Origin of the sequence: Brachybacterium sp. J153, assembly GCF_036311905.1 — a bacterium.
GTDB lineage: Bacteria > Actinomycetota > Actinomycetes > Actinomycetales > Dermabacteraceae > Brachybacterium.
Genome location: NZ_JAZDCH010000028.1, coordinates 71,542 through 97,739, shown reverse-complemented (window position 1 = coordinate 97,739; position 26,198 = coordinate 71,542). Strand labels below are relative to the sequence as shown.

The following is a 26,198-nucleotide window of genomic DNA, read 5'->3' as shown; positions in this document are numbered from 1 at the left end:
CGGCGGGGTCAGGCGCCCTGGTGCCCGCCGAAGTCGTCCGGGTTGCCGCCGCGACGACCCGCCTCACCCTTGTGCAGCGCGGTGATCGCGGCGATCTGCTCCTCGGAGAGCGTGACCTCGAGGGAGGCGAAGTTGGCGGCGATGCGCTCCGGGGTCACGGACTTCGGGATCACCACGTTGCCCAGCGCGAGGTTCCAGGCGAGCACCACCTGGGCGGTGGTGGCGCCGACGGCCTCGGCGATCTCGGCGATCACCGGGTCCTCGAGCTCGCCGCCGCCCTGACCCAGCGGCGACCAGGACTCGGTGACGATGTTCTTCTCCGCGTGGTACTCGCGCAGCTCGGGCTGGTTGAAGTACGGGTGCAGTTCGATCTGGTTGATGACCGGCACGATCCCGGTGGCGTGCTCGATCTTCTCGAGGTCCTCGCGGCGGAAGTTGGAGACGCCGATGGAACGGATGCGGCCCTGCTCGTGGAGCTCGGTGAGTGCCTTCCAGGTCTCGACGGCGAGGCCCTTGGACGGCGCCGGCCAGTGGATCAGGTACAGGTCGAGGACGTCGAGGCCGAGGTCGCTCATGCTCGCGTCGAAGGAGCGCAGGGTCGCGTCGCGGCCCTGGTCCTGGTTGGGGACCTTCGAGGTCACGAAGACATCGTCCCGGGGAAGGCCCGAGCGTCGCAGCGCCTCACCGACGCCGGCCTCGTTGTTGTAGCCGCGGGCGGTGTCGATGTGGCGGTAGCCGGTCTCGAGGGCGGTCACCACGACGTCGGCGGCCTCCTCGTTCGAGACCTGCCAGACGCCGAAGCCCAGCTGGGGGATCGAGCGGCCGTCGTGGAAGCTGAGGCGGGGAGAGACAGTCATGATGCTCCTTGGGTGGGAGGTCCGCGGCAGCTCCGCGGGCGGACGACGGGATCCAGGCTAGCGCTTGCCCTGGTGGTGCGGGATGGAGAGTCGAGCGGTGTCGGGGGATGGGGCGGACAGGGACGGGTCCGGGCGCGCGCGACGACGGACGGGTCGACGGTGGGGCCGGGTCAGTGCGACTCGCGCGGAACGTCCGATCCGCTCGATCCGACGAGGAAGTCGAGGTCGGCACCGGTATCGGCCTGCAGGACGTGATCGACGTAGAGCCGTTCCCAGCCGCGCTCGGGACTCGCGAAAGCCGAGGTCATGGCCTCGGACGGAACTCGAGCGGCCAGCTCCTCGGCGCTGAGCTCGACGTCGAGTCGGCGGGCCGGCACGTCCAGCACGATCCAGTCGCCGGTGCGGACCAGGCCGAGGGGACCACCTGCGGCGGCCTCCGGGGCGACATGCAGGACGACGGTGCCGTAGGCGGTGCCGGACATGCGGCCGTCGCAGATGCGGACCATGTCCCGCACCCCCTTCTCGAGCAGCTTCGGGGGCAGCGGCATGTTCGAGACCTCGGGCATGCCCGGATACCCCTTCGGTCCACAGCCGCGCAGGATCATGACCGTGGAGGCGTCGACCTCGAGATCCGGATCGTCGATGCGGGCGTGGAAGTCCTCGATGCTGTCGAAGACGAGCGCCCTGCCCCGGTGCTGCAGCAGCTCGGGCGAGGCGGCGGCGGGCTTGATGATCGCGCCGTCGGGGGCGAGGTTCCCCCGGAGCAGCGCGATGCCCGCGTCCTCCTGGAGCGGCGCGCTGCGTGGGGTGATCACCTCGGGGTCCCAGATCTCCGCACCCTCGAGATGCTCGACCAAGGGCCGGCCCGTGATGGTGAGCGCCTCGGGATCCAGCAGGTCCTGCACCTCGCGGAGCACCGCGAGCAGGCCACCGGCACGGAAGAGGTCCTCCATGAGGTGCCGGCCCGCGGGTTGCAGGTCGACCAGCAGCGGCACCCTCGCACCGATCCGGTCGAAGTCCTCGACGCTCAGCTCGATGCCGAGTCGTCCAGCGATCGCGAGCAGGTGCACCACGGCGTTGGTGGAACCGCCGATCGCGGCGAGGGCCACGATCGCGTTGTGGAAGGAGCCCTTGGTGAGGAAGGACGACGGAGTGCGCCCCTCGCGCACGAGGTCCACGGCGAGACGACCGGTGAGCTGGGCCGCCTCGTTCAACCGGGCGTCGGCCGCGGGCGTGCCGGCGATCCCGGGGACTATCGTGCCCAGCGCCTCGGCGACCAGCGCCATCGTCGAGGCGGTGCCCATCGTGTTGCAGTGACCGGCGCTGCGGATCATCGCGGACTCGGAGCGGGTGAAGTCCTCCTGGGAGAGGGCCCCTGCCCGAACCTCCTCGCTGAGCTTCCAGACGCCCGTGCCGCACCCGAGCCGCTCCCCCCGGAAAGTGCCGTTGAGCATCGGTCCGCCCGGGATCACGACCGCCGGGATGTCCACGCTCGCCGCGGCCATGAGGAGGGACGGGATGGTCTTGTCGCATCCGCCCAGGAGGACGACGCCGTCGACGGGGTTCGCACGGAGCATCTCCTCGATGCTCATGGCGGCCATGTTCCGCCAGAGCATCGCCGTGGGTCGCACGTTGGTCTCGCCGAGGGAGGTGACCGGCAGCTCGAGGGGCACTCCTCCGGCCTCCAGCACGCCGTTCTTCACGAACTGGGCGACGCCGGTGAGGTGCGCATTGCAGGGGGTGAGGTCGCTCGCGGTGTTCGCGATCGCGATCTGGGGGCGGCCGCGGAAGGCGTCGTTGGGCACGCCGCGCCGCATCCAGGCCCGATGGATGTAGCCGTTGCGGTCCTCGCCCCCGTACCACTGGCTGCTGCGGAGCTCCATTGCCGTTCCCCTCATCATCGATCGGGCCTACGCTCGGAAACATCATGGATCCTATGTTATTTCGTTCCAGCGCCTCGAGGGGTCCGGCGGTCGGGATGACGTTCGAGGGGGAACGACGATGCGCGCACTGGTGATCACGGGACCGGGTCGGGCCGAGGTGCAGGAGGTCGAGCCGCCCACCGCCGCCCCCGGCGAGGTCGTGGTCGAGGTGGAGCGCGCCGGGATCTGCGGCACCGATGCGGAGATCTTCAGCGGCCACATGTCCTACCTCGAACAGGGGGTCTCCCGCTTTCCGATGCGGATCGGGCACGAGTGGTGCGGGCGGGTGAGCGCCGTCGGCACCGGCGTCGATCCGGGGTGGCTGGACCGGCGGGTCATGGGAGACACCATGCTCGGCTGCGGATCGTGCCGACGCTGCCGCCGCGGCCATCAGCACGTCTGCGCCGCGCGCGAGGAGGTCGGGATCCGCGGAGCCCGCGCCGGTGCCCTCGCCGAGCAGCTCGCCGTGCCTGCGAACTCGTTGCACGCCCTGCCGGATGCGGTGGGACCGACGTCGGGGGCGCTGGTCGAGCCGGGCGGGAACGCGCTGCGCGCCGTGCAGGGCGCACAGCTGTCCGTCGGGGACCGCGTGCTGATCATGGGACCGGGGACGATCGGCCTGTTCAGCGCCCTCTTCGCCCGCGCCACGGGGGCCGAGGTCCATGTGCTGGGCCTGCCCGGCCCGCACCTCGAGCTCGCGTGCACCCTCGGCCTCGACGGGGTCTGGGACGACGCGACGCTGCCCGATCTCCCCTGGGACGCGGTGATCGACGCGGCGGGCGCCCCGCTCCTGCCCGCCCGCGCCGTGGAACTCGTCGAGCCCGGAGGCCGGGCGGTGTTCATCGGCCTTGCCGGCACACCGACCCCGGTGGACTCGCGCGAGCTGGTCCTCGCGGACGTCACGGCGGTCGGAGTGCTCAGCGCCTCCCCCGCCCTCGAGGAGACGATCGCGGCCTATGCCTCGGGCACCGTCGACCCGTGCCCGATCGTGGGCAGCACCATCGCGCTGGAGGAGGTCCCGGACGTCCTCGCCGCGACGCCGGGACGCGGGCGGGAGGGCGCCGAGCCGCGCCGCGGGCCGACGACCGCGCCGGAGAGGCCACGCGGCCCGAAGGTGCACATCGACCCTCACTTGTGACGCGGAGCGCGCCGGGCGCTCTGAGCGCGCCGTGTGCTGGCTGATCCGAAGGGACATGGGCGCCATCATGCCCGCTCGAGCGCGCCAGAGGAAGGGTTCTCGGCGATCGATTGCACGAACGATTCCTCCCCAGAGAATGGTTTTCCACAATGGACTAATATGCGGCCCACATGTCGCACCCAACGTGTATTACGCGGGGCGCGCGCGTGCTGCGCGATCACCCGTCGTGGCACCCTCCGCTCGGAGATGTCGGGGCATCCTGCGTGTCGCGACACGTCCATGGCCTGGGCGTCTGGTGCGCTGACCATCGCGTCGACGTCCCCGCTCCCGCGCGCATCACCACCGACTCCCCCGCCCTGAACCGCCAGGAGGTTCCCGCCCGCGGCGCGAACCGTTCCTCCCCACTCTCGGTTTTCCACATTTTCATCCCCATGTTCGCGCAGGGGTTCCCTCACCCTCAGGCATCGAATAGCGTTGTCACATCTCCCCGGAACTCCGGGGGCGTCGACGGCGAGATGGGACGGGGGTTTCCAGGACATGTCCGCAGTGATGACCGCAGAGCTCCCCCGCGAGCTGAGGCCCTGGCCCGTCCGCGCCCGCCGGCCCCTCACCCCTGAGGCCGTCCGGGCCTCTGCGCTGGTCGACAGCGCGCACGAAGCAGACCCGGTCGTCACCGCGCACGCGCAGCAGGCCGTGACCATCCATGACACCTCTCGGGAGCGGACCCGGCTCTACGCGCGCCAGCTCGCGGAGGTCGCGCAGTTCCTGCAGGAGGACCCTGACGTCAGCGACCCGAGCGACGATCTCGACCTGATCGCGATGAAGCTGGCCACCGCCCTGCGGGTGTCCGCCTCCCAGGCGGCCGGCAGGGTCCGGGACGCGCACCGCGCAGTCACCGTCATGCCGGGCACCTTCGAGCAGCTGACCACCGGGGACCTCCCGGAGGACTGGCATCGGACTCTGCTCCGGCGGCTCGCGGGCATGAGCGATGCGCAGGCCGCCGCGATCGACGCCGTGGTCGCGACCTGGGAAGTCGCCTCCATCTCGCGCTCCCAGTTCGATCGGCATCTCGGTCTCGCGATCAGCCTCACCCTCTCCGAGGTCCCCGAACCCGCGCGCACGCCGGAGCGGGACGTGTCCGTGCAGATCGGTCCTGTCCCCGAGGGGACGGCGACTCTCTCGGTGACGGGGCCGATGCTGGAGATCCTCGCCCTGTCGCATCGGCTCGACGCCGTCGCGCGCACGGTCCAGGCGGCCCAGCGCAAGCAGCTCGCCGAGCAGCCCGGGGAGGCACTTCCCTTCGACCCGGACGGCACGGCGCTGGAGAACGGTCGGGCCCTGTCCCTCGCGACGCTGCGCTATCTCGTCCTGACCCATTCCCTGCTGCACCACGAGCCCGTCGAAGCTCCCCGGACCGCGTTAACCCTCTTCGTGACCGTCCCGGCCATGACCCTGCTCGGTGCGAGCGACGCCCCGGGGATGCTCGAGGGCCGCACTCCGATCCCCGCGGACCAGGCCCGCTTCCTGGCCGCCGGGCAGCCGGATTGGCACCGCCTGCTCACCGACCCGATCAGCGGCGCGTACCTCGACGCTCCCACCACGAGATACACGCCCACCGCGGCCCAGCGCACACAGCTCCGGTTGAGACATCCCGTCTGCGCGGCGCCGGGCTGCACGCATTCCACGGTTCTCGCCTCCGAGGATGACCACATCGAGGAGTTCGACCACCGAGACCCGGCGCGTGGAGGACCGACCACGCTCGAAAATCTCCATCGCCTCTGCTGGCGACACCACCAGCTCAAGACAGTCGGGCGCCTCGATCCCACACGCGAGGCCGGGGCGACTCCCGACCCTTCTGCCGCCGAGCCCTCCGATCCACGCGCCTGCCTGGGCGCGGGGACCGGTCCTCCCGAGCTGCGTCGCCGAGAGCCCGCCGTCACCCGGTGGACCCTCGATGGAGCCCACACGTCCTGGACCCTCGAGCACACCGACATGACCACCCCGCTTCTCGCCGCGACGCTCGAACGACGCTGGGCGGAGCACCTCGCGGAGCGGGCGGCCGCGGCGGCGCGGGCGGGTGCCCTGCCCGGGGACGGCGGAGCGGTGGACCCCTGCGGGTCGGTGTGCCCGTCCGATCCCGGGCCACCGCCCTTCTGAGCGACCCGGCCCCGGCCGCCGCGCAGATCGGGGGTCAGGCCGGAGATCAGCCTGGAGCTCAGGCCGGGGCGCAGACCCCGAGGGAGACCGGGCGGCTCGAGGGATCGGACTGCAGCCAGCGCTTCAGTTCGACGGGGCGCACGTCGTGGTCGTCGAGGCGGTCCAGTGACAGCCATTCGGTGCCGTCCTGGCCGGCGTCGGGATCGGTGCCGACACCCGGCTCCTCGCCCTCGGCGAGGTCGCACCAGTACGCGATGTTCACCTGATGGAACAGCGGGATGGGAGCGCCGTCTCGATAGCGGCGCTCGGTGAGGATCTCGAACAGGCAGGCGATCTGATGCACCTCGACCGTCGCCCCGATCTCCTCCTGGCACTCGCGGATCAGCGCCGCGACCTGATGCTCTCCGTGCTCCTGACCTCCCCCGGGCAGGGCGAGCACCACGTGCCCGTCCGCATCCGTATAGCGATTCATCAGCACCTGGCGATCGCGCACCACCAGCGCCTTCACCCCGACTCTCGGACCCCTCACGCGGTCTCCCCCTCCAGCAGCTCTCCTGCGCACCGGCGCAGCTCGTCCTCGTCCTCCGCCTCGAGCAGCCGCCCCACGGCATCCTCCGAGCGGAGCACGCCCATCAGGCGCTGCAGTGCCCGCAGATGCGACGCCGCGTCGGTCAGCAGCGGCATCGCCACGACGCGCACCCCCACGGTGCCCTCGCCGCCCATCTCCCCGAAGTCCACGGGGCGGGCGAGCGTGGCGAGGGCCAGACCCGGCCGACGCACCAGCGCCGGATCGGCATGCGGGATCGCGGTCGGGATCGGCGTCGGCAGGCCCGTCGGGTACTGCCGCTCCCGCTCCCGCAGCGCCTCCGGGAAGTCGACGGTCACCGCCCCCTCCTCCAGCAGCCGCGCGGCGAGCGAGCGGAGCGCATCCTCCGCATCGCCCACCTCGAGGTGCGCCACCACCACGATCAGCTCCAGCTCCTCGGCCATGCCGCCTCCCTCGTCGTCGTCACGGATTCTGTCACCCCGGTGCGTAGGCTGGGCCGACCCGCCCAGAACGAGGAGGCCCGCATGCCCGCACCCCGCGACACCTCCGTGATCGTGCGGGCCGCCCGCCTGTACTACGAGCAGGGACGTTCCCAGACAGAGGTCGCCGCCGAGCTGGGCCTCTCCCGCTCCAACGTCTCCCGCATCCTCACCCAGGCTCGGGACCGGGGCATCGTCGAGATCAGCATCCACGACCCCGAAGGTCCGCCGCGCCGGGACGACGCCCTCGAAGCCTCCCTGCGCGCCGCCTTCGGCCTGCAGGAGGCGTACGTCGTCTCCGCCCCGCGCACCTCCGCGATGGAGTCGGTCGCACGCCAGGGCGCCGCCGTGATCACCGACCGCGCCGCGCAGGTCTCGAGCCTCGGCGTCTCCTGGGGGCAGACGGTCCAGAACGTCGTCGCCGAGCTCGAGACGCTCCACCTCCGGCCCCGTCCCCGGGTCCTCCCGCTCGTCGGCGGCCACAGCGCCCTGGACCAGTTCGACTCCGGCGACTCGGTGCTGCGCGTCCTCGCCTCCCGCCTCGGATCGCGCCCCGAGACGCTCTACGCCCCCGCCATCCTCGAATCCGCGACGGCGCTCGCCACACTGCGCGCCGAGTCCAGCATCGGCAGCGTGCTGGCCGACGCCGCCCGCGTGGAGCTGGCCGTGGTCGGCATCGGCTCCGCGGGCATGCACTCCTCCCCGCACATCGTCGAGCTGATGCGCCTGGACGACGCCGAGCGTGCGGCGTTCGACGCGCAGCAACCCGTGGGCGATGTGTGCGGGCGGTTCGTCAACGCCCACGGCGAGCCGCTCGGCGCCCCCTCGGATCAGCGTGTCCTCGCAGTCACCTTCGACCAGCTGGTGCGCATCCCCGAGGTGCTCGGCGTCGCCGCTGGTGCGGAGAAGGCTCCCGGTGTGCTCGGTGTGCTGCGCAGCGGCGCGATCGACACCGTGGTCGTCGACACCGACCTCGCGCGGGAGGTGCTCTCCCGCCTGTGATCAGTCGCGGCCGGTCAGCAGCCGGCCGAAGCGCTCGGTCAGCTCACGATCCACCGGCAGCTCCGCCTCGTCCAGATGCGTCAGAGGAGCGGCGAGACGGCTCGAGGAGAGCAGCCACGCCCCGTCGGAGCCGGCGACGTCCGCGACGGTCATCAGCTCCTCGCGGGCAGACCGTCCCTCGGCCTGCAGTGCCGCGAAGAGGGTGCCGACGCTGGTCCCCGGCAGCACACCGGCGCTCACCGGGGTGGTCAGGAAGTCCTCGCCCCGCCGGACCAGCAGGGTCGACGTCGGCCCCTCGAGGACGTACCCGTCCGAGGCCACGAACAGGACGTCCCGGGCTCCGCGGCGCACCGCCTCGCGGGTCGCGGCCATGTTCACCGCATAGGACAGCGACTTCGCGCCGGCCAGCAGCCAGGGGCTGGTCCGGGGCGCAGTCGTGGCCAGTCCCCGGTCCAGGGTGATCACGCGCATCCCGGCGCGATGGGAGGACCAATCGTCGGCCGCGCGGGCGTGGACCCAGGCGGTCGGCTCGCCGGAGCCCTCCACGCCGCGCGAGACGATCACCCGCACGGTCAGCTCCGCGACCGGGTCGTGGGCCGCGATCGCCGCCTCCATCGCCGCGGAGAGCTCCTCGCGCGCGGGGAGCGGCAGATCCATCATCCGGGCGCTGCGCTCGAGGCGGTCCAGGTGCGGGCCGACGTTCACAGCGCGCCCGTCGAACACGCCGATGGTCTCGAAGACACCGTCACCGCGGGTGGCCGCGAGGTCCGTGACCAGCAGTGCCGGGGCGGCGGGATCCGCAGGGCGGGAACCGGGGACGAGGATCAGGACGGGGCTGTGCGCGGACATGCCGACCAGCGTAGACCCGTCAGGATCGGCCGATGTCTCCGCCGATCGAGGCGGCGCCGCCGCCGGAGCCCATGGCGTCGCCGATCATCGCCATCAGCCGCTCGAGGAGCGACATCCCGGAGTCCGCGCCCGGGGCCTCGATCCGCCCGGCGAAGACCGCGCCCGAGCTGGAGTCCTCCCCCGCCACGATGCCCTGACCGCCGATCGCGCGGCCGTGCGCGACGGGGCCCTCGTCGCCGGAGGCGGCGGGGTCCGCCCCGGCACCGCCTCCGGAGCTGCCGCCGGAGCCGCTGCCGCTTCCGCCGCCGCTTCCGCCGCCCGCTGCGTCTCCGCCGCCGGAGCCGCCGCCGCTGCCGCCCGCGCTGCCGCCACCGCTGCCGCCCGCGCTGCCGCCACCCGCCGACTCGCCGCCGCCCGCCGTCGCCTGCTCGTCCGACGCCGCGGCTGCCGCGACGGGAAGAGGCTCCTGGCCGAGCTGATCGCCGAGGGCCGCGCCCAGGGCGAGTCCGCCACCGAGGGAGCCGAGCAGATCGGTGAAGGCCTGGCCCAGCGCGAGCGCCCGGGTGAGGAGCTCGGCGAGGAGTCCGCCGAGCAGCGACGCGCCCAGCAGTCCGCCGAGGAAGGCCGCACGACCCTCCGGGGTGGAGAGCGCCTCGCGGAACATCTCCTCGAGCGCCGCGGCGACCGCCCCCGCGATCACGCCCTCGGCCACCCCCGTCGCACCGCCCAGCGCCCCCCGCAGGAGGGCCTCGGCCGCCTCCCCGAGCGTCCGCGCCAGGTCCGCCGCGAAGGAGTCGCTCGCGCTCGAGGCGGCGTCCTGCTCGTCGGCGTGCTCGACCAGCCGGCGCGCCTGCATCCGCAGCTCGACGCCGAGGTCCTGCAGCCCGGGACGCACGCGAGAGCTCCAGTCGGCGCGGAACTCGTCGGCGTCCTCCCCGATCCACTCGACGTCGTCGACGACACCGCTCAACAGCGACTCGAGGTCCTCGAGGACCGCCGCCCGCCGCGCGCAGATCGATCCGATCGTGCGCAGCGCCTCGGTATCCGCGCCCAGGAATGCGCTCATCGTCGCCCGTCCCCCCCTCAGTTCTCCCCCGTTGACGAGATCACGGTAAGCGGCGATCCGCCGCCGAGGCGATGGGGAGGACTCCCCACCCTCAGGGAAGCAGGTCCCGCACCCACCCCGGCAGCGACTCCGCCCCGAAGCGCTCCGCGAGGCGCTGCGCGACCTGCGCATCCACCCCTCCGAGCCCGTCGAGGTCCCCCGGATCCCGGTCCCGGTTCAGGGTCGAGCCCAGCGCGATCCGCTCCGGCTCGGGCCGCGAGAGGTCCAGCCGCAGCGAGAGCAACGGAGCGCCCTCCTCGGCGGAGACCGACTGCAGCTCGTCGAGCAGCGAGGCGATCCGCGAGCCCTCCGCGAAGGGTGCGTCGCCGCCCCCGGGGACGGCGTCGTCGGCCGCGGTGATCACGAAGCGGCCCGCCCAGGCGGTGCCGTGGGGCAGGAAGGCCGCGCCGACGTGCCGCCAGTCGGCGGGCGGGTCGAGGGAGGCGAGCAGGACGGTGCCCAGTTCCTGCACCAGGGCGCCCTGTCGCTCCATCGGGGATGCTTGCTGCGTCATTCCGGATCCCTCCACGGGTCACTCGGGGAAACGGGCACCGTCAGGGTAGTTGGGCAGATGGAGGTCCACGATCTCCTCGCCGTCCTCCGTGACGGTCACGTCGTAGCTCTCCGGCACGTACTCCCACGGCTCGCTGTCGAACTCCGGCCCGACGCCGGCGGGCTGCTCCTCGCCCCAGTGGATCTCGGTCTCGTAGGAGTACGAGCGTCCGTCCTCGGTGACGCCGTCGGCGAGGAGCGACTCGACGGAGTAGATGTTCTCCACACCGGACCGGGACTGGTTCACCTCATCCCACTGGCGGGTGTAGTTGATCTCCTCGCGGATCCCGCCGAGCTGGCGGGCCAGCACGTGGCCGGCGTTGTACTCCACCGGCTCGGAGGTGCCGTCACCGGCCATGTCCCAGCGTTCGGCGATGGTCGACTGGATCGACTGGCTGCGCTCCATGTCGCGGTCCACGATCACCTCGGGGACGAAGAGGTGCTCGGTGCGGCCCAGCTCATCGGTACGGTAGTAGGCCAGGTCGTTGACGTGGTATACGGCGTCGGGGAAGGTCTCGCGCAGGTTCGGGTTCATCCTCTCGCCGCCGCCCTCGGCCTGCACGTACACGACGGCGCCGGTCTCGTCGGTGTGGAAGGTGCCGTGGTCGCCCACCTCGTAGGTGGTGCTCGGGGCGAGCTCGACACCGATCCCGAACGGCTCGTCGTCATCGCCGGGCGCGAGCTCGTGGTCGGGGCCGATGGTCACGGTGCGCTCGGTCGGCGGCGGTCCCGGGGCGGTGGGCTCGGCGGGCGCCAGCGGGGCGATGGCCGCGACCAGCTTCACGGCGAGGGGCTGGACGGCGGGCTGCGCCGACAACGGGGACGATGCGTCGTCCTGCTCGTCGGCATGGTCGGTCAGCTCCCGGGAGTCGCGGCGCAGCGCCTCACCGCGCTCGACGAGAGCCGGCCGCACCTGCAGTGCCCAGTCGGCGCGCAGCGCGTCGGCATCCGGCCCCACCCACGCGACCGCGGCGAGCACGGCCGTCAGCCGCTCCGCCAGCGCATCGATCCGTCCGGCGCCGGTGGCGATGTCCCCGCCGATCCGCCGCACCTCGTCCGTGTCCGCACCCAGGAACCCCGTCACACGCTCACGCTAGGCGGGGTCTCCCGCGGCGACCATGGGGAGTTCTCCCCATGGACCGCGCGGGTCAGCCCCCGAGCAGGACCACCGCGCGGCCGCCGGCGCGCCAGGCGACGTGCAGCTCGAGCGGGTCGCCGGGCACGTCGGCCTCCATCAGGTCGACGCGGGCGCCGACGGGGGCCTCGCGCAGGTCGGCGACGGCGAGCGCGCCGGCCGGCAGTTCCGGGACCGCGGAGTCCGACGGGGACCGCAGCGGCACGTCCAGCGCCGGGTCGGGATCGGCGAGTCCGAGGACCTGCGTGAACAGGTGATCGTTCATGAGCTGCTCGGCGGCCTCGTCGCGCTCCTCGCCCTCGAGCGCCGGGTCGAGCTCGGCGAGGGTCGCGGCGAGCGCGTCCGCGAAGCGCTCGAGGTAGGTGCCGAGGTCCGGGGCGACGAGGTGCAGGGCGAGGTCCTCGCCGATGCCGAAGACGGCACCGGGCGCGCCCTCCTCGTCGAGGGTGAGGATCACGGCGGCCTCGGGCGTCTCGAAGAGGGGGTAGAACGTCGCGGCGTCGCCCAGCAGCGTGTACGGGCCGACGTCGGTGCGGTCCTCGACGAGCAGGGTCAGCAGGGTCTGATCGCGCAGCACGATGCCGCCGAACTCGTCGACGATCTGCTCGAGGGCCGCCGGCGGGTTCGCGGCGACCTCCTCCTCGGTGACCGCGAGGCCAGGAATCAGGGTCGCGTCCCGCTCATGGGTGCGGGCGAGGGAGGTGAGGCGGTCCAGGACGGGGCGGACCGAGAGGATCGGCAGCAGCGGGGAGGTGTTCACCGCGCCATCGTGGCACAGAGGACGGCCGACACCGCCCGCCCCGCCTCCTCGATCTGCTCCGCGGTGACGTCGCCGCCGAGGGTCAGGCGCACCGCGGACTGCGCCAGCTCCCGGGGCAGGCCGAGGGCGAGGAGGACCGGGCTCGGCTCATCGCTGCCCGCGGCGCAGGCGGAGCCGCTCGAGGCGATCACCCCGCGCCGTTCGAGGTCGAGCAGCACCGACTCCCCGCTGCGGCCCGGCACGCAGAAGGACAGGTGCCCCGGGTGCCGCGGCGCCCGCGGACCGGTGAGCATGCAGCCCGCGGCGAGGACCCGCTCGAGCAGCGCGTCCCGGAGCGGGGTGATGCGGGCGACGCGCTCGGCGCGCTCCGCCTCGGCGAGCTCCAGGGCGACGGCGAGCGCGACGGCGAAGGCGACGTTCTCGGTGCCGGAGCGTCGGCCGTTCTCCTGCCCGCCGCCGTGGACGAGGGGCTCGACGGGCAGTCGCCCGCGGAGCATCGCGAGTCCGCTGCCCTTGGGCGCGCCGACCTTGTGCCCGGCGAGGGTGAGCGCGTCGACGCCGAGCCCGCGCAGGTCGAGCCAGCCGGCGGCCTGCACGGCATCGGTGTGGACGAGTGCGCCGACCTCGTGCGCGATCGCGGCGAGCGCGCGCACGTCGGTGATCGTCCCGATCTCGGTGTTGGCGAGGGCGAGGGAGACGAGGGTGGTGTCGGGACGGAGGGCGGCGCGCAGGGCCGACGGGGTGATCGTCCCGTCGGGTGCGACCTCCACCTCGGTGACCGCGAAGCCGTGGAGGCGGCGCAGGTGGTCGACCGACTCGCGGACCGCCTCGTGTTCGAGCGGGGAGGTGACAAGGTGCCTCCCGCGCGGCGAGCCGAGGGCGAGGCCCTTGATCGCGAGGTTCGCGGCCTCGGTCCCGCCCGCGGTGAACACGATCTCGTGGCGGCGCACGCCGAGCACCCGGGCGGCGCGGGCCCGGGCGTCCTCGAGCCCCGCGGCGGAGGCCTCCCCCGCAGCATGGTGCGAGGAGGGGTTCGCGAACACGCCGGTGAGATACGGCCAGGCCGCCTCGAGGGCCTCGGGGCGCACGGGTCCCGCGGCGGCCGCGTCGAGGTAGACGGTGCTCACGCCCGCACGTCCATGTCCAGCCCCAGGTCGAGGCTGCCGGCGGAGTGGGTGAGCGCGCCCGAGGAGATGACGTCCACGCCGGTCAGGGCCACGTCGCGCACGGTGCCGAGGGTGATGGTGCCGGAGGCCTCGACCACGGCGCGGCCCGCGATCAGCGCGACCCCCGCGCGGAGGTCCGCGAGGGAGAAGTTGTCGAGCATGATGACGTCGGCCCCGCCCGCGAGCACCGGCTCGATCTGGTCGAGGCGATCCACCTCGACCTCGAGACGGACCATGTGCCCGAGCCGCGCCCGGGCCGCGCGCAGCGCCTCCTCCACGCCGATCCCGGACCGGGCGAGGACGGCGAGATGGTTGTCCTTGGCCATCACCCCGTCGGAGAGGGAGAAGCGGTGGTTGACCCCGCCGCCGCAGCGCACCGCGTGCCGCTCGAGGACCCGCAGGCCCGGCGTGGTCTTCCGGGTGTCGGTGATGCGGGCGCCGGTCCCCTCCACGGCGGCGACCAGCGCGGCGGTGAGGGTCGCGGTCGCGCACATCCGCTGCAGCAGGTTCAGGGCGACCCGCTCGGCCTGGAGCACGGCCCGGGCGGGTCCGTTGACCTCGGCGAGGACCTCCCCTGCCGCGAAGCGGTCCCCGTCGGCCGTGCGCGGGACGACCTGCACCGAGGGGTCGGTGAGGGTGAAGGCCGCGGCGAAGACGTCGATCCCGGCGAGCGTCCCGGGCTCGCGGGCGACGAGACCGGCGGTGGCGGTCGCCTCCGCGGGGACGAGCAGCTCCCCGGTGAGGTCGCCCCAGGGGGCGTCCTCGGCGAGGGCGGCGCGGACGACGGGGTCGATGAGGGCGGGGGTCAGCATGCGGGGGCCTCCAGGCGGGCGGGTCGGCGGGCGGCGGCCAGCAGCAGCCGGCCGAGCAGGAGCAGGTTGCGGTCCTCGACGGACCGCCGGTCGGTGGGATCCGGGGCGACCCAGTCCGGGAGGCGGGGTCGTCCCTCGCCGCTGCGGAGCGGCCCGGCGTGGGACCACATCTCCTCCTGCAGGGCGCGACGGGTCCAGGCGGGGTCAGTGCCGCTCTCCCGCGGCGGGGAGCTCGGGCCGGGAGGCGACGCCGACGAGCGGGGGGTGGCGAGGGCGGACTCGGCGGCGCGGGCACCGAAGACGGCCCCCTCGAGCAGGGAGTTCGAGGCGAGGCGGTTCGCGCCGTGCACCCCGGTGCAGGCGCATTCCCCCGCGGCGAGCAGGCCGGGCAGGGAGGTGCGGCCGTCGAGGTCGGTGCGGATCCCGCCCATCCAGTAGTGCGCGGCGGGGGTGACGGGGATCGGCTCCCGGCCCCAGTCGAGGCCCTCGGCGCGCACGGCGGCGTCGATCGTCGGGAAGCGGGCGGCCAGGAAGTCGGCCCCGAGGGCGGTCGCGTCCAGCAGCACCGGTGCGCCGTCCTGCGCGGCCATGGTGCGGGCCATCGCGCGGGCGACGACATCGCGGGCGGCGAGCTCGTCGACGAAGCGCTCGCCCCGCGCGTCGCGGAGCACCGCCCCCTCCCCGCGCACGGCCTCGGAGACGAGGTGCGCGCCAGGGGTCGCGGTGGGGTGGAACTGCACGCGGTCCAGGTCGGCGAGGACGGCCCCCGCCCGGGCAGCCGCGGCCACGCCGTCCCCCGTCGCGGTCAGCGGGTTGGTAGTGCGGGAGAAGAGCTGGCCGGCGCCGCCGGTGGCGAGGAGGACCGCGTCCGCCCGCTGCTCGACGAGCACGCCGTCGGGGCCGAGCAGCACGGCGCCGACGACCCGTCCGGCCCGGACGACCAGGTCCACGAGCACGGTGTGCTCGCGCACCTCGACGCGGTCCGCGAGCGCCGACTGCAGGGCGGCCTGGATCGCGGCGCCGGTCGCGTCGCCGCCCGCGTGGAGGATGCGGTGGCGGGAGTGGGCGCCCTCGAGGCCGAGGCCCGCGTCGAAGACCACTCCCTTATCGGCGAGCTCGGCGATCACGCTCGGCGCCGCCTCGCAGAGCAGCCGGATCGCGGCCGGGTCGCCGAGACCACCGCCCGCGGCGAGGGTGTCGGCGGCATGCGCGGCGGGGCTGTCAGCCGGGTCGATCGCGGCCGCGATCCCGCCCTGGGCGCGGGCGGTCGCCCCGTCGGCGAGCGCGCCCTTCGACACCAGCAGCACCTCGGTGCGTCCGGCGAGGCGCAGCGCGGCGGTGAGCCCGGCGATGCCGGAGCCGACGACGAGGACGCTCATGGCCGGGCCGCGAGCATCCGCTCGAGGGCGAGGCGGGCCGGCACGGCGACCGACGGGTCGACGGCGATGCGGTTGACGACCTCGCCGCGCAGCAGCGACTCGAGGGTCCAGGCGAGGTAGCCGGGGTGGATGCGGTACATGGTCGAGCAGGGGCACACCACGGGGTCGAGGCAGAAGATCCGATGCTGCGGATTCTGGGCGGCGAGGCGCTGGACGAGGGTGATCTCGGTGCCGATCGCGAAGGTGGTCGGCTCGCTCGCGCCCTCGATCGCGCGGCGGATCACGTCGGTCGATCCCGCCTCGTCGGCCGCGTCGACGACCTCCATCGGGCACTCGGGGTGGACGATCACCCGCACGCCGGGATGCTCGGTGCGGGCGCGCTCGATCTGGGCGGGGGTGAAGCGCTTGTGCACCGAGCAGAAGCCGTGCCAGAGCAGCACGCGGGCGGCGCGGATCTCCTCGGCGGTGTTGCCGCCGAGGGGCCGACGGGGGTTCCACATGACCATCTCGTCGAGGCCGACGCCCATCGCGCGGGCGGTGTTGCGGCCCAGGTGCTGGTCGGGCAGGAAGAGGACGCGGCGGCCGCGGGCGAAGGCCCACTCCAGCACGGTCCGCGCGTTCGAGGAGGTGCACACGATCCCGCCGTGGCGACCGACGAAGCCCTTGATGGCCGCGGAAGAGTTCATGTAGGTCACCGGGATGACGTCGTCGGCGATCTCGCCGAGCTGCTCCCAGCAGTCCTCGACCTGGTCGATGTCCGCCATGTCCGCCATCGAGCAGCCGGCGGCGAGGTTCGGCAGGATCACGGCCTGCTCGGGACGGGAGAGGATGTCCGCGGTCTCGGCCATGAAGTGCACGCCGCAGAAGACGATCGCCTCGGCCTCGGGGTGCGCGGTGGCGGCGGTCGCGAGCTGGAAGGAGTCGCCCACGTAGTCGGCGTGCTCGACGACCTCGTCGCGCTGGTAGAAGTGCCCGAGGATCACCACGCGGGAGCCGAGGGCGGCCTTCGCGGCGCGGATGCGGTCCGCGAGCTCCTCCTCGGAGGCGGTGCGGTACTCCTCGGGGATCTCTCCCTGGCGCGGGGCGGCGAGCGGGATGCGGTCGCCCATCGAGGCGCCGGGCCCGTAGCCGGGGTCCTCGCGGTCGATCACCCAGGGGTCGGTGAGCAGACGGGTGGAGCAGGAGGTGGCCGTGGTGGTCGGCAGGGCAGTCATGGTCGGGGAACCGTTCGGTAGAGGCGGGCGGGACGGTGGCGGCCGCCGGTGCGGAACTCGTCGGTCGCGACGAGCTGGCCGGAGGACTCCATCTGGCGGCGGAAGTTCGCCGGGTCGAGGGGGCGCTGGAGGACGGCCTCGTGGACGCCGCGCAGCTCCGCGATGGTGAAGGTGCGGCCCAGGAAGGACGCGGCGATCTGCGAGTACTCGACCTTGTTGCGCAGGCGCCAGAGGGCGTACTCGACGATCTCGGCATGGTCGAAGGCCAGCTCGGGCAGCTCGTCGGCGAGGAACCACTTCACGTTGACGGCGCCGGCGACGGTGTCCTCGGGGCGCACCAGGGCCCAGTAGACGATCGAGACGGTCCGCTCGGCGTCCCCCGTGGCCCGGTCCAGACCGCCGAAGGCGTAAAGCTGCTCGAGGTAGTCCGGGGTGAGCCGGGTGGTCTCGCGCAGGGTGCGGCTCGCGGCGGCGGCGAGGTCCTCCCGATCGTCGAGGGGGCCGCCGGGGAGCGCCCAGCGGCCCTGGTGCGGGGCGCGGATGCGGCGCACGAGCGGGAGCCAGAGCGCGAGCCGACGGGTGGTGGGGTGCGGTCGCAGCGCGAAGATCACCGTGGAGACGGCGAGAGCGGTCACGTCGAGGACACCTCCTGTTAAAGTCACCATCACCTTTACTGGTGCCGACGAGCCTAGGGTCACGATGACCAGAAGTGGCAGGGGTGGCGCGGGTCTCGTGATGCGGGTCACAGGGCGAATGACTCTAACTCCCGTGTCAGGATGTGCCGCATGGGACGCGAGATCGGTTCGACCGAATACACCCGCGGTCAGCGCACGCGCTACCGCCACGACCTGCGACGGAACCTCGACCTCTTCGAGACGTTCCTGGACACGGCCGAGTTCGTCGACGAGGGCACGATCGGGGTCGAGCTCGAGCTGAACCTCGCCGACGCCACCACCATGGCGCCCTCGCTCACGGCCGACGAGGTTCTCGCCACCCTCGACGACGAGGGCTTCACGCACGAGATCGGCCGCTACAACGTCGAGGCGAACCTCCCGGTCTCGATCCCGCACGGCAACGGCCTCGCCGACCTCGAGCGGGCCCTGCAGGCCCGGCTCGACCAGGTCGACGCCGCCGCGCGCGAGCACGGCGCCCGCGCGATCCCCGTCGGCCACCTCCCCACCATCACCGAGGAGCTCTTCGCGGGCGAGGACTGGCGCGCCCCCGGCCACCGCTACGCGGCTCTCGAATCGAGCGTTCTCGAGGCGCGCGGCGAGGAGATCGCCCTGCGCATCAACGGCGAGGGCCGGGGACTCGAGGCGAGCTTCGACTCGATCGCCCCCGAGTCCGCGTGCACCTCCCTGCAGCTCCACCTGCAGGTCCCGCCCGAGCAGTTCGCCGCCGCATGGAACGCCGCGCAGGCCATCGCCGGCCCGCAGGTCGCGCTCGCCGCGAACTCGCCCTTCCTGCTGGGCCGGCGCCTCTGGCACGAGACCCGCGTCCCCGCCTTCGTGCAGTCCCTCGACACCCGGCCGCCCGAGTACGCGGCGCAGGGTGTGCGCCCCCGGGTGTGGTTCGGCGAGCGCTGGATCACCTCGATGTTCGACCTCTTCGAGGAGAACGTGCGGCTGTTCCCGGCGCTCATCCCGGAGTCGCGACTGATGGCCGAGGAGCCCCTGCTGACACCGGGCGCCTCGCCCCGGCTGCACGAGCTGATGCTCCACAACGGCACCGTGTGGCGCTGGAACCGGCCCATCTACGATCCCGGCACCGACGTCCCCCATCTGCGGCTCGAGAACCGCCTGCTGCCCGCCGGTCCGACCCCCGCGGACATGGCGGCGAACGCCGCGTTCTTCTACGGGATCCTCCACTCGCTGGTCTTCGAGCGGCGGCCGCTGTGGTCGCGGATGAGCTTCGAGCAGGCGGCCGACGCCTTCGAGCAGTGCGCCCGCTGGGGCCTCGAGGCGCGGATCCGCTGGCCCCGCGTGACCGGTCGCGTGCGCGTCGCCGATCTGCTCCTGGACCAGCTGATCCCGCAGGCCATGGAGGGCCTCCGGGATCTCGGCGCGGACGCCGACGTGGTCGAGCGCTATGCGGGGATCCTCACCGGCCGCGCGCGGACCGGGCGCAACGGCGCCCGCTGGCAGATCGACACCGTCACCTCCCTCGAGGTGCGCGGCCTGGATCGGCCGACGGCCCTCGCGGAGATGACGCGGAGGTACCGAGCGGGGGTGGACTCGGGCGATCCGGTGCACGAGTGGCCGGTGCCGGCGCGGACGCCCGCCGTCGGGGCCTGACGGGAGTCCACGATCCGTCCACATCGCGGGATGCCGTCTCAAAGAGCAGTACCCTGCGAGGCATGACCACCACCGCCCCCGCGCCCGCCGAGACGGCGCGCGCCTCCGAGGACCGCTCCGCGCGCATCGCCGTGACAGTCTTCCCCGCCCTGATCCTCCTCGCCGCCGCGATCGGTTTCTTCGCCCCGTCGGTGGGCCAGGCCCTCGCCCCGCACACCAGCATCTACCTGGGCGTCATCATGTTCGCGATGGGCCTGACCCTGACCGCTCCGGACTTCGGCCTGGTCCTGCGCCGCCCGCTGCCGGTGCTCATCGGCGTGGTCGCCCAGTTCGTGATCATGCCGCTCATCGGCCTCGGCGTGAGCATCCTGCTGCAGCTGCCGCCGGAGCTCGCCGTCGGCGTGATCCTCGTGGGCTGCGCCCCCGGCGGCACCAGCTCGAACGTCATCTGCTACCTGGCGAAGGCGGACACCGCGCTCTCGGTCACGATGACCTCGATCTCGACCCTCCTGGCCCCGCTGCTCACCCCGGTGCTCACCCTGTGGCTCGCCGGGTCCTATCTCCCCGTCGACGCGGGCGCCATGGCGCTGTCGATCGTGAAGATGGTGCTCGTGCCCGTGATCGGCGGCCTCGTGATCCGCCTGGTCGCCGGGAAGCTCGTCGACCGGATCCTGCCGGCCCTGCCCTGGATCAGCGTCGCGGGCATCTCGCTCGTGGTGATCTCCGTGGTCTCCGGGTCGACCGAGGCCATCGTCTCCGCCGGCGCGATCGTGCTCCTCGCGGTCGTGCTGCACAACGGCCTCGGGTACCTGCTCGGCTACTGGGCGGCGCGACTGCTGCGCCAGGACGTCCGCGCGGCCCGCACCACCTCGATCGAGGTGGGGATGCAGAACTCGGGACTCGCCGCGACCCTCGCCGCGAGCGCCTTCTCCCCCGCCGCCGCGCTGCCCGCCGCGATCTTCTCGATCTGGCACAACCTCTCCGGCGCCATGCTCGCGCTCTACTACCGGCGCACCGCCCGCTGAGCAGGACGGGGAGTCCTCCCCATGGCGCTCCGGCGCCCGGTGTCGTTGACTGGACCCACTCAGCATTCCGTCCCCCGAGGAGGCCCCCGATGTACCCGACCCCGCCCGCTCCGCAGCCCAAGAGCCGTACCGGACTCTGGATCGGTCTCGCCTGCGGCTGCATCGCCCTGCTGGTCCTCGTGGTCGGCGGCGTCGGCGCCGGCATCTGGTTCATGAACCGCGGAGAGGATCCGGACCAGACGGGCCGGGAAACGACCTCCGAGGAGGAGACCACCTCGGACGAGGAGACCACCGACGAGGAGACCACCGAGGTGGAGACGACGGCGGCCGAGGAGGTCACCGTGACCCTCGCGGTGATGGACTCCGCGGAGGGCAACACCCTCACCACCGACGACGGCGACCAGACCAGCACCAACGGCAAGTACGTGGGCGTCTACATCTCGCTGTACAACGAGGGCGATTACTCGGTGAGCTTCGCCTCCTCGGACTTCACCATGTACGACGCCGACGGCTCCCCGTACACCCCGATCTACGGGAACTTCTCGTCCTCCGGCCCCGAGGTGGCCGCGGGCGAGGAGCAGTACGGCTGGATCTACGTCGACGTCGCGGAGGACGTGACCATCACCGAGATCGCCTACACCGACGTGGTGGGCACCCTCGGCGAGGAGATCCGCCAGCCCGTCTCCTGATCCCTGGTCCAGCATTCCCAGGGAACGGACAGCACCATCGCAGTGCGCTCCAGGGAGCGCCGTGTTCACTGATCCCATCGCGTCACCGGAGGGACCGCCGACTGAGGAGGAAGCGGGTCCCACACCACCGGCGACGCGGGGGAAAGGGATGGCCCCGGCTCGTGGGGACGAGCCGGGGCACCTTTTTGTCCGGACCCTGCCCGACCGTCACCCCCTCAGCACAGACTGGGGCGATGACGACCACTCCCGACAACGCTAAGGCCACTCTCCACCGCTATCTCCGCGAGGCGAGCGACGCCCTCGTCTGGAAGACGGAAGGCCTGTCCGAGCGGGACCTCCGCCTGCCCCGCACCCCCACCGGCACCACCCTGCTCGGACTGGTCAAGCACGCCGCGAACATCGAGGCCGGGTACTTCGGGGAGACCTTTTCCCGCCCCCTCCCCGCGCTCGCGGGGCTCGAGGACGTCGCCGCGGTCGACGCGGACCCGCAGGCGGACTGGGTCGTCGGCCCCGAGCAGAGCGCCGCGCAGGTGCTCGAGCTGTACGCGCGGGTGCGTGAGCTCGCCGATGCGACGATCCGCGAGCTGCCCCTCGAGGCCGAGGGTCACGTCCCCTGGTGGGGCGAGCGCGGGAACCCGGTGACCCTGCACCGGATCCTGGTGCACGTCACCGCGGAGCTCGCCCGCCACGCGGGCCATGCGGACATCCTCCGCGAACTGATCGACGAGTCCGCCGGACTGCGCCGGAACGGCACGAACCTCCCCGGGGAGGACTACGACCTCGCGGCCTACCGTCAGCGCCTGCGCGAGATCGCCGACCGCTTCTGAGCCCCGGGACTCGCCGTCAGCGCCGCAGGTCGATGCCGAACACGCGGCGGATCTGGGCGACCGCGTGACGGGTGAAGCGCCGGTCCGACGGCGTCGAGGCGAAAGGCACGGCGAGGCCCGGGTGCTCGGGATGGGTGACCCGGCCGTGGGTCGAGCCGGGGGTGACGACGAACCCCGCCTCCTGCAGCCGGCGCAGCAGCTCCCGGCGCGAGGTGGGATGGCGCGTGCCGCGGCCGCCGCGGGCGCTCGGCCCGGCCGCGGTCTCGGCGATGTCGAGGGCCGGCTCGTACTCCTCGGGTCGCACCGAGAGGGCGTAGCGCGCGGAGAACAGGCCGATCACGGCGTTGTCGATGCGCCGCACCTGCACCACCAGGTCTCCGCGCAGGAAGTGATCGCTCGCCCCGGCGTCCGCGGTCCAGGCGTCCTCGGGATCCGCGACCACGAGGACCAGCCGCTCCTGGGTGACGCCCGCGACGCCGACGGTGCGGACGGCCTCCTCGTCGAGGTGGAGCGGCGGGAGGACCGGGAGCGGTGGCTGGGGTGGCTGCGGTGGCTGCGGCTGTTCCGCCTGCGGCGGTGCCGGGGGCGGTGCTGGTTGTGATTCCGACGGACGCGGTGGGCTCCAGTCGACGGGGGTGACGCGGCGCGCGGGATCCACGCGGCCGCGCAGGGCGCGGGGCGTGGGACGGGGCGGGGTCGCGGGCATCAGCACGATGGTGGCACGCCGTAGGGTGTGCGAGTGCTCCGAGACTCCCGCCTCCCCGTCCTGATCCTCGCCGCGCTGCTGCTCGCGGCCTGCTCCGCCGAGGAACCGGCCCCCGCTCCGGAGTCCACCGTCGCCGAGGCGCCGACGGTCACGGAGGAGCCGACGACCACCCCCGCTGCCTCCGACGCCGGGGGCGCGACCACCCAGCCGCCCGCGCCGATCGCCGTGACCCCCGCGCCCGAGGGCTTCGCCCCGCCCTCGGCCTGCACCGGGGAGGGCGCCTACTTCGCCGAGGTGGGCACGCCCGCGACGCCCGCGCTGCCCGAGCGCGACGGGCAGGGCCTCACGGTCACCGCGACCGGCATCGAGGGGGACGACGCCCTCCTCGAGGTCGTGGTCGGCGACGGCGAGGCGCAGCAGGTCGAGGCGATCACCCTCGGCGAGACCGTCGCGGTGGAGGGCTGGACCCTCTCCGTGACCAGCGTCTGCGCGGACACCCAGCAGGTCGAGTTCGACCTGATCGACTGAGCGTGTTCGACCTCGACCGGATCGGCGCCGGGCTCCCCGTCTCCGCCGCGCGCGCGGAGCTCCTCGCCGCCGCCCGCACCGGGGCGCTCGTGGTCACCGCACCGCCCGGAACCGGCAAGACCACGCTGCTGCCGCCGCTGGTCGCCGACCTGGTCGAGGGGCGCACCCTGGTGACGCAGCCGCGCCGGGTCGCGGTGCGCGCCGCCGCCCGCCGCCTCGCGACCCTCGACGGCGGCCGGATCGGCGAGCGGGTGGGCTTCACCGTGCGCGGGCAGCGCAGCGTCGGCGCGGACACCCGCATCGAGATGCTCACCCCCGGGGTGCTGCTGCGCCGGCTGCTCGCCGATCCCGCGCTGCCCGGCGTCGGCGCGGTGCTCCTGGACGAGGTGCACGAGCGGTCCCTCGAGACGGACCTGCTGCTCGGCATGCTCGCCGAGGCTCGGCTGCTGCGGGAGGACCTGCTGGTCGGGGCGATGTCCGCGACCCTCGACGCGCAGGCCGTGGCCGCGCTGCTGGGCGGCGCACCGGTGGTCGAGGTGCCGAGCCCCCTGCACCCCCTCGAGATCAGTTACGCCCCCTCCCCCGCCCTGCGGCTCGACGCCCGCGGCGTGACCCGCGAGTACCTCGCGCATCTCGCCGGCGTCGTCGCCCGGACCCGCACCGACGGCGACGCCCTGGTCTTCCTGCCCGGGGTGCGGGAAGTCGACGAGACCGTCCGCCGCGTGCGGGAGCTCGTCGGCCCCGGCACCGAGGTGCTGCCCCTGCACGGGCGCCTGCCCGCGGCGGCGCAGGACCGAGCAACCGGCGGTCGGTCCCCCGGGGACCCGCCCCGGATCGTCGTCTCCACGGCCCTCGCCGAGAGCTCGCTGACCGTGCCCGGCGTCGACCTCGTGATCGACGCGGGCCTCTCCCGCGAGGTCCGCCGCGACCGCGGCCGCGACATGTCGGGGCTGGTCACCGTGAGCGCCTCCCATGCGGCCCTCACCCAGCGCGCGGGCCGCGCCGCCCGCCAGGGTCCGGGCCGCGCGGTGCGGGTCCTCGCCGAGACGGACCTCGCCGGCATGCCCGCGCACTCCCCGCCCGAGATCACCACGAGCGACCTCACCGACGCCGCCCTGCAGCTCGCCTGCTGGGGGACGCCGCGCGGCGAGGGCCTCGCCCTGCTCACGCCGCCGCCGGTCGCCGAGATCACCGCCGCCGAGGAGACCCTGCGCGCGCTGGACCTGGTCGACGCGGACGGCCGCCCCACCGCGGAGGGCACCGCCGTCGCGCGGATGCCCGTCGGCGTGCGGGAGGCGCGGGCCCTGCGCGGCGGCAGCGCCCGGCAGGCCGCCGAGGTGGTCGCGACCGTCTCCGGCGACCAGCGGCCCGACGGCGGGGACCTCGACGCCCTGCTGCGCGGCCTGCGGCGGGAGCGGCCCGAGGCCTGGCGGCGCGAGGCGGACCGGCTCGAGCGCCTCGCCCCGGGGGGCGAGCCGGTCTCCGACGGCCACCTGCTCGCCCGCGCGCGACCCGAACGGATCGCGCGGCGCGTCGGCCCCCGCAGCCTGCTGCTCGCCTCCGGGACCCGCGCCGCCCTCCCCGAGGGCAGCGGGCTGATCGGCCACGACTGGGTCGCGGTCTGGGAGGTGCAGCGGGCGGAGGGCCGCGCGGCCGACGGCACCGGGGCGGTGGTCCGGGCCGCCGCGGCGCTCACCGAGGAGGCCGCGCTCGCGGCCGGAGCGGGTCTGCTGCGCACCGAGCGGATCGCCCGGCTCGAGGACGGGGCGGTGCGGGTGCGGCAGGTGCGCCGCCTGGGCGCGATCGAGCTGTCCTCCACCCCCGTCGGCGCCCGCGCCGAGGACACCGTCCCCGCCGTGCTGGGGGCCGTGCGCGCGGGCGGCCTCGGGGTGCTGCGCTGGAGCGAGGCGGCGAGCTCGCTGCGGGCCCGGTTGGACCTCCTGCACCGCGAGCTGGGGGCGCCCTGGCCCGCGATGGACGACGCCTCCCTCGAGGGGCGGCTCGAGGAGTGGCTCGCCCCGCAGGTCTCCGCCCGCACCACCCGGCTCGAGCAGGTCGACCTGCTCGCGGGGCTGCGCTCGCTGCTGCCCTGGCCCGAGGCGGCCGCGCTCGACGAGCTGGTCCCCACCCGGCTCGGCCCGGGGCAGCGGGTCGACTACGCGCTCGGCGAGCGCCCCGTGGTCGCGGTGCGCCTGCAGGAGGTGCTGGGGCTCTCCGAGACCCCGCGCCTGGTGCGCGGCCGGGTCCCGGTGCTCTTCCACCTGCTCTCGCCGGCCCGTCGGCCGCTCGCCGTCACCGACGACCTGCACTCCTTCTGGGACGGGCCGTACCAGCAGGTGCGCAAGGAGATGCGCGGGCGCTACCCGAAGCACTCGTGGCCGGAGGACCCGCTCACGAGCTGACGGCCCCGGCCTGCGTCGCCACCTGCATCGCGACCTGGTACTCCTGGATCACCCGGCGTACCGCGTCCGCCACCGGGACGTCCACGTCGAGCGCCTCGATGCGACGCTCCAGGTCGCGCCGGCCCACCCCCGGCAGGTCCTCGCAGAGGATGCGATGGGCGATGCCGAGGGCGCGCAGGATCTCGAGCAGCACGGCGTCCTGGACGCTCGCCCGACGCGGGTCCTCGAGCGCGGCGACGAGCCGGGCGCGCAGGGAGGTCTCGACGGTGTCGTCGTGCGTCGGCCAGGTGGTGGTGAACCAGCCGTCCTTGCGGACCACCACGCCCTCCGCGGCGAAGGACGCCCCGATCACCTCGGTGAGATCGAGGGAGCGATGGGTGATCACGGCGGCGAGACGCGTGCGGCGCAGCTCGGTCACCGCGCCGAGGGCCTGGTCGATGATGGGAAGACCCGTCGAGGCGGTGTCCACCACCTCGACCCGGGGCCGCCGCTCCTCGGTGAGGGTGATCTTCTCGCGCAGGGCCAGCTCGGCGAGGGCCGCGGCAGCGAGGGCGACACGACGGTGCTGGGTGGAGTCCTGCCGCCCGGCGTCCGTGGTCAGCAGGAGGAACAGCTCGGCAGGGATGGTCGTCGTAGGCATGCGGTCCATCGTC

25 protein-coding genes are annotated in these 26,198 nt (G+C 73.7%); 9 read left to right on the top strand and 16 right to left on the bottom strand.

Going from position 1 to position 26,198, the window contains the following annotated elements:
• Positions 1–8: 8 nt before the first annotated feature.
• Both V1258_RS14275 and V1258_RS14270 read right to left on the bottom strand, forming a co-directional pair.
• Positions 9–857: an aldo/keto reductase gene (locus V1258_RS14275; protein ID WP_329750305.1), complete on the bottom strand. Its 849-nt coding sequence runs from the start codon at positions 855–857 to the stop codon at positions 9–11.
• Between the two features lie 170 nt (positions 858–1,027).
• Positions 1,028–2,740 (bottom strand): IlvD/Edd family dehydratase, encoded by a 1,713-nt coding sequence (locus tag V1258_RS14270; protein ID WP_329750304.1) that lies wholly within the window; start codon positions 2,738–2,740, stop codon positions 1,028–1,030.
• Between the two features lie 118 nt (positions 2,741–2,858).
• Between V1258_RS14270 and V1258_RS14265 the strand changes: the two genes are divergently transcribed.
• Positions 2,859–3,917 carry a zinc-dependent alcohol dehydrogenase gene (locus V1258_RS14265; protein ID WP_329750303.1) on the top strand — a complete coding sequence of 353 codons (1,059 nt, stop codon included), beginning with the start codon at positions 2,859–2,861 and terminating at the stop codon, positions 3,915–3,917.
• Between the two features lie 549 nt (positions 3,918–4,466).
• Complete coding sequence (locus tag V1258_RS14260; protein WP_329750302.1) at positions 4,467–6,074, top strand: HNH endonuclease signature motif containing protein; 1,608 nt, start codon at positions 4,467–4,469, stop codon at positions 6,072–6,074.
• 58 nt (positions 6,075–6,132) lie between these two features.
• Here V1258_RS14260 and V1258_RS14255 read toward each other — a convergent pair whose 3' ends face one another.
• Positions 6,133–6,603: an NUDIX domain-containing protein gene (locus tag V1258_RS14255; RefSeq protein ID WP_329750301.1), complete on the bottom strand. Its 471-nt coding sequence runs from the start codon at positions 6,601–6,603 to the stop codon at positions 6,133–6,135.
• Positions 6,600–7,064 carry a PTS sugar transporter subunit IIA gene (locus tag V1258_RS14250; protein ID WP_329750300.1) on the bottom strand — a complete coding sequence of 155 codons (465 nt, stop codon included), beginning with the start codon at positions 7,062–7,064 and terminating at the stop codon, positions 6,600–6,602. Before V1258_RS14250 ends, V1258_RS14255 begins: the two co-directional genes overlap by 4 nt.
• A gap of 81 nt (positions 7,065–7,145) precedes the next feature.
• Here V1258_RS14250 and V1258_RS14245 point away from each other — a divergent pair, with 81 nt between their 5' ends.
• Positions 7,146–8,102: a sugar-binding transcriptional regulator gene (locus tag V1258_RS14245; RefSeq protein ID WP_329750299.1), complete on the top strand. Its 957-nt coding sequence runs from the start codon at positions 7,146–7,148 to the stop codon at positions 8,100–8,102.
• On the opposite strand, the gene V1258_RS14240 is transcribed toward V1258_RS14245, so the two are convergent.
• The 10 genes from V1258_RS14240 to V1258_RS14195 all read right to left on the bottom strand — a co-directional run bounded on the left by V1258_RS14240 (position 8,103) and on the right by V1258_RS14195 (position 17,739).
• Entirely contained in the window at positions 8,103–8,951 is an 849-nt protein-coding gene (locus V1258_RS14240; protein ID WP_329750298.1) for an aminotransferase class IV, read from the bottom strand. It lies immediately after the preceding gene.
• 19 nt (positions 8,952–8,970) lie between these two features.
• Complete coding sequence (locus tag V1258_RS14235; protein WP_329750297.1) at positions 8,971–10,017, bottom strand: hypothetical protein; 1,047 nt, start codon at positions 10,015–10,017, stop codon at positions 8,971–8,973.
• 91 nt (positions 10,018–10,108) lie between these two features.
• Entirely contained in the window at positions 10,109–10,570 is a 462-nt protein-coding gene (locus V1258_RS14230; protein ID WP_329750296.1) for a hypothetical protein, read from the bottom strand.
• 18 nt (positions 10,571–10,588) lie between these two features.
• Positions 10,589–11,692, bottom strand: coding sequence for a hypothetical protein (locus V1258_RS14225; protein ID WP_329750295.1), 1,104 nt, complete (start codon positions 11,690–11,692; stop codon positions 10,589–10,591).
• A 64-nt stretch (positions 11,693–11,756) separates the two neighbouring features.
• On the bottom strand, positions 11,757–12,503 hold the full coding sequence (locus V1258_RS14220) for a hypothetical protein (protein ID WP_329750294.1): 747 nt from the start codon (positions 12,501–12,503) through the stop codon (positions 11,757–11,759).
• Positions 12,500–13,630, bottom strand: a complete 1,131-nt coding sequence (locus V1258_RS14215; RefSeq protein ID WP_329750293.1) for a cysteine desulfurase family protein — start codon at positions 13,628–13,630, stop codon at positions 12,500–12,502. Before V1258_RS14215 ends, V1258_RS14220 begins: the two co-directional genes overlap by 4 nt.
• A complete protein-coding gene (gene nadC / locus V1258_RS14210; RefSeq protein WP_329750292.1) occupies positions 13,627–14,481 on the bottom strand; it encodes a carboxylating nicotinate-nucleotide diphosphorylase in 855 nt (284 codons plus the stop codon). The genes V1258_RS14215 and nadC overlap by 4 nt, the downstream gene beginning before the upstream one ends.
• Positions 14,475–15,860, bottom strand: a complete 1,386-nt coding sequence (locus V1258_RS14205; RefSeq protein WP_329750291.1) for an L-aspartate oxidase — start codon at positions 15,858–15,860, stop codon at positions 14,475–14,477. The genes nadC and V1258_RS14205 overlap by 7 nt, the downstream gene beginning before the upstream one ends.
• Entirely contained in the window at positions 15,857–17,074 is a 1,218-nt protein-coding gene (gene nadA / locus V1258_RS14200) for a quinolinate synthase NadA (RefSeq protein ID WP_329750290.1), read from the bottom strand. The genes V1258_RS14205 and nadA overlap by 4 nt, the downstream gene beginning before the upstream one ends.
• Complete coding sequence (locus tag V1258_RS14195) at positions 17,071–17,739, bottom strand: NUDIX hydrolase (RefSeq protein WP_442878631.1); 669 nt, start codon at positions 17,737–17,739, stop codon at positions 17,071–17,073. The genes nadA and V1258_RS14195 overlap by 4 nt, the downstream gene beginning before the upstream one ends.
• A 120-nt stretch (positions 17,740–17,859) precedes the next feature.
• Between V1258_RS14195 and V1258_RS14190 the strand changes: the two genes are divergently transcribed.
• The 4 genes from V1258_RS14190 to V1258_RS14175 all read left to right on the top strand — a co-directional run bounded on the left by V1258_RS14190 (position 17,860) and on the right by V1258_RS14175 (position 21,909).
• A complete protein-coding gene (locus tag V1258_RS14190) occupies positions 17,860–19,368 on the top strand; it encodes a glutamate--cysteine ligase (protein ID WP_329750288.1) in 1,509 nt (502 codons plus the stop codon).
• 62 nt (positions 19,369–19,430) lie between these two features.
• Positions 19,431–20,393, top strand: coding sequence for a bile acid:sodium symporter family protein (locus tag V1258_RS14185; RefSeq protein WP_329745592.1), 963 nt, complete (start codon positions 19,431–19,433; stop codon positions 20,391–20,393).
• Between the two features lie 89 nt (positions 20,394–20,482).
• A complete protein-coding gene (locus V1258_RS14180; protein ID WP_329750287.1) occupies positions 20,483–21,082 on the top strand; it encodes a DUF4352 domain-containing protein in 600 nt (199 codons plus the stop codon).
• 233 nt (positions 21,083–21,315) lie between these two features.
• Positions 21,316–21,909 (top strand): DinB family protein, encoded by a 594-nt coding sequence (locus V1258_RS14175; RefSeq protein WP_329750286.1) that lies wholly within the window; start codon positions 21,316–21,318, stop codon positions 21,907–21,909.
• Between the two features lie 16 nt (positions 21,910–21,925).
• On the opposite strand, the gene V1258_RS14170 is transcribed toward V1258_RS14175, so the two are convergent.
• Positions 21,926–22,615, bottom strand: coding sequence for a hypothetical protein (locus V1258_RS14170; RefSeq protein ID WP_329750285.1), 690 nt, complete (start codon positions 22,613–22,615; stop codon positions 21,926–21,928).
• 33 nt (positions 22,616–22,648) lie between these two features.
• Here V1258_RS14170 and V1258_RS14165 point away from each other — a divergent pair, with 33 nt between their 5' ends.
• Positions 22,649–23,143, top strand: coding sequence for a hypothetical protein (locus V1258_RS14165; protein ID WP_329745596.1), 495 nt, complete (start codon positions 22,649–22,651; stop codon positions 23,141–23,143).
• Positions 23,140–25,545, top strand: coding sequence for an ATP-dependent helicase HrpB (hrpB, locus tag V1258_RS14160; protein ID WP_329745654.1), 2,406 nt, complete (start codon positions 23,140–23,142; stop codon positions 25,543–25,545). Before V1258_RS14165 ends, hrpB begins: the two co-directional genes overlap by 4 nt.
• On the opposite strand, the gene V1258_RS14155 is transcribed toward hrpB, so the two are convergent.
• Positions 25,535–26,185: a GOLPH3/VPS74 family protein gene (locus tag V1258_RS14155; protein ID WP_329745597.1), complete on the bottom strand. Its 651-nt coding sequence runs from the start codon at positions 26,183–26,185 to the stop codon at positions 25,535–25,537. The genes hrpB and V1258_RS14155 overlap by 11 nt on opposite strands.
• Between the last annotated feature and the right edge of the window lie 13 nt (positions 26,186–26,198).

Bases quoted from the DNA above. Each gene is read 5' to 3' on its own strand.
- V1258_RS14275 (WP_329750305.1), bottom strand. From the start codon at position 857: ATGACTGTCTCTCCCCGCCTCAGCTTCCACGACGGCCGCTCGATCCCC.
- V1258_RS14270 (WP_329750304.1), bottom strand. From the start codon at position 2,740: ATGGAGCTCCGCAGCAGCCAGTGGTACGGGGGCGAGGACCGCAACGGC.
- V1258_RS14265 (WP_329750303.1), top strand. From the start codon at position 2,859: ATGCGCGCACTGGTGATCACGGGACCGGGTCGGGCCGAGGTGCAGGAG.
- V1258_RS14260 (WP_329750302.1), top strand. From the start codon at position 4,467: ATGACCGCAGAGCTCCCCCGCGAGCTGAGGCCCTGGCCCGTCCGCGCC.
- V1258_RS14250 (WP_329750300.1), bottom strand. From the start codon at position 7,064: ATGGCCGAGGAGCTGGAGCTGATCGTGGTGGTGGCGCACCTCGAGGTG.
- V1258_RS14245 (WP_329750299.1), top strand. From the start codon at position 7,146: ATGCCCGCACCCCGCGACACCTCCGTGATCGTGCGGGCCGCCCGCCTG.
- V1258_RS14240 (WP_329750298.1), bottom strand. From the start codon at position 8,951: ATGTCCGCGCACAGCCCCGTCCTGATCCTCGTCCCCGGTTCCCGCCCT.
- V1258_RS14235 (WP_329750297.1), bottom strand. From the start codon at position 10,017: ATGAGCGCATTCCTGGGCGCGGATACCGAGGCGCTGCGCACGATCGGA.
- V1258_RS14230 (WP_329750296.1), bottom strand. From the start codon at position 10,570: ATGACGCAGCAAGCATCCCCGATGGAGCGACAGGGCGCCCTGGTGCAG.
- nadC (WP_329750292.1), bottom strand. From the start codon at position 14,481: ATGCTGACCCCCGCCCTCATCGACCCCGTCGTCCGCGCCGCCCTCGCC.
- V1258_RS14205 (WP_329750291.1), bottom strand. From the start codon at position 15,860: ATGAGCGTCCTCGTCGTCGGCTCCGGCATCGCCGGGCTCACCGCCGCG.
- nadA (WP_329750290.1), bottom strand. From the start codon at position 17,074: ATGACTGCCCTGCCGACCACCACGGCCACCTCCTGCTCCACCCGTCTG.
- V1258_RS14195 (WP_442878631.1), bottom strand. From the start codon at position 17,739: ATGGTGACTTTAACAGGAGGTGTCCTCGACGTGACCGCTCTCGCCGTC.
- V1258_RS14190 (WP_329750288.1), top strand. From the start codon at position 17,860: ATGGGACGCGAGATCGGTTCGACCGAATACACCCGCGGTCAGCGCACG.
- V1258_RS14185 (WP_329745592.1), top strand. From the start codon at position 19,431: ATGACCACCACCGCCCCCGCGCCCGCCGAGACGGCGCGCGCCTCCGAG.
- V1258_RS14180 (WP_329750287.1), top strand. From the start codon at position 20,483: ATGTACCCGACCCCGCCCGCTCCGCAGCCCAAGAGCCGTACCGGACTC.
- V1258_RS14175 (WP_329750286.1), top strand. From the start codon at position 21,316: ATGACGACCACTCCCGACAACGCTAAGGCCACTCTCCACCGCTATCTC.
- V1258_RS14170 (WP_329750285.1), bottom strand. From the start codon at position 22,615: ATGCCCGCGACCCCGCCCCGTCCCACGCCCCGCGCCCTGCGCGGCCGC.
- V1258_RS14155 (WP_329745597.1), bottom strand. From the start codon at position 26,185: ATGCCTACGACGACCATCCCTGCCGAGCTGTTCCTCCTGCTGACCACG.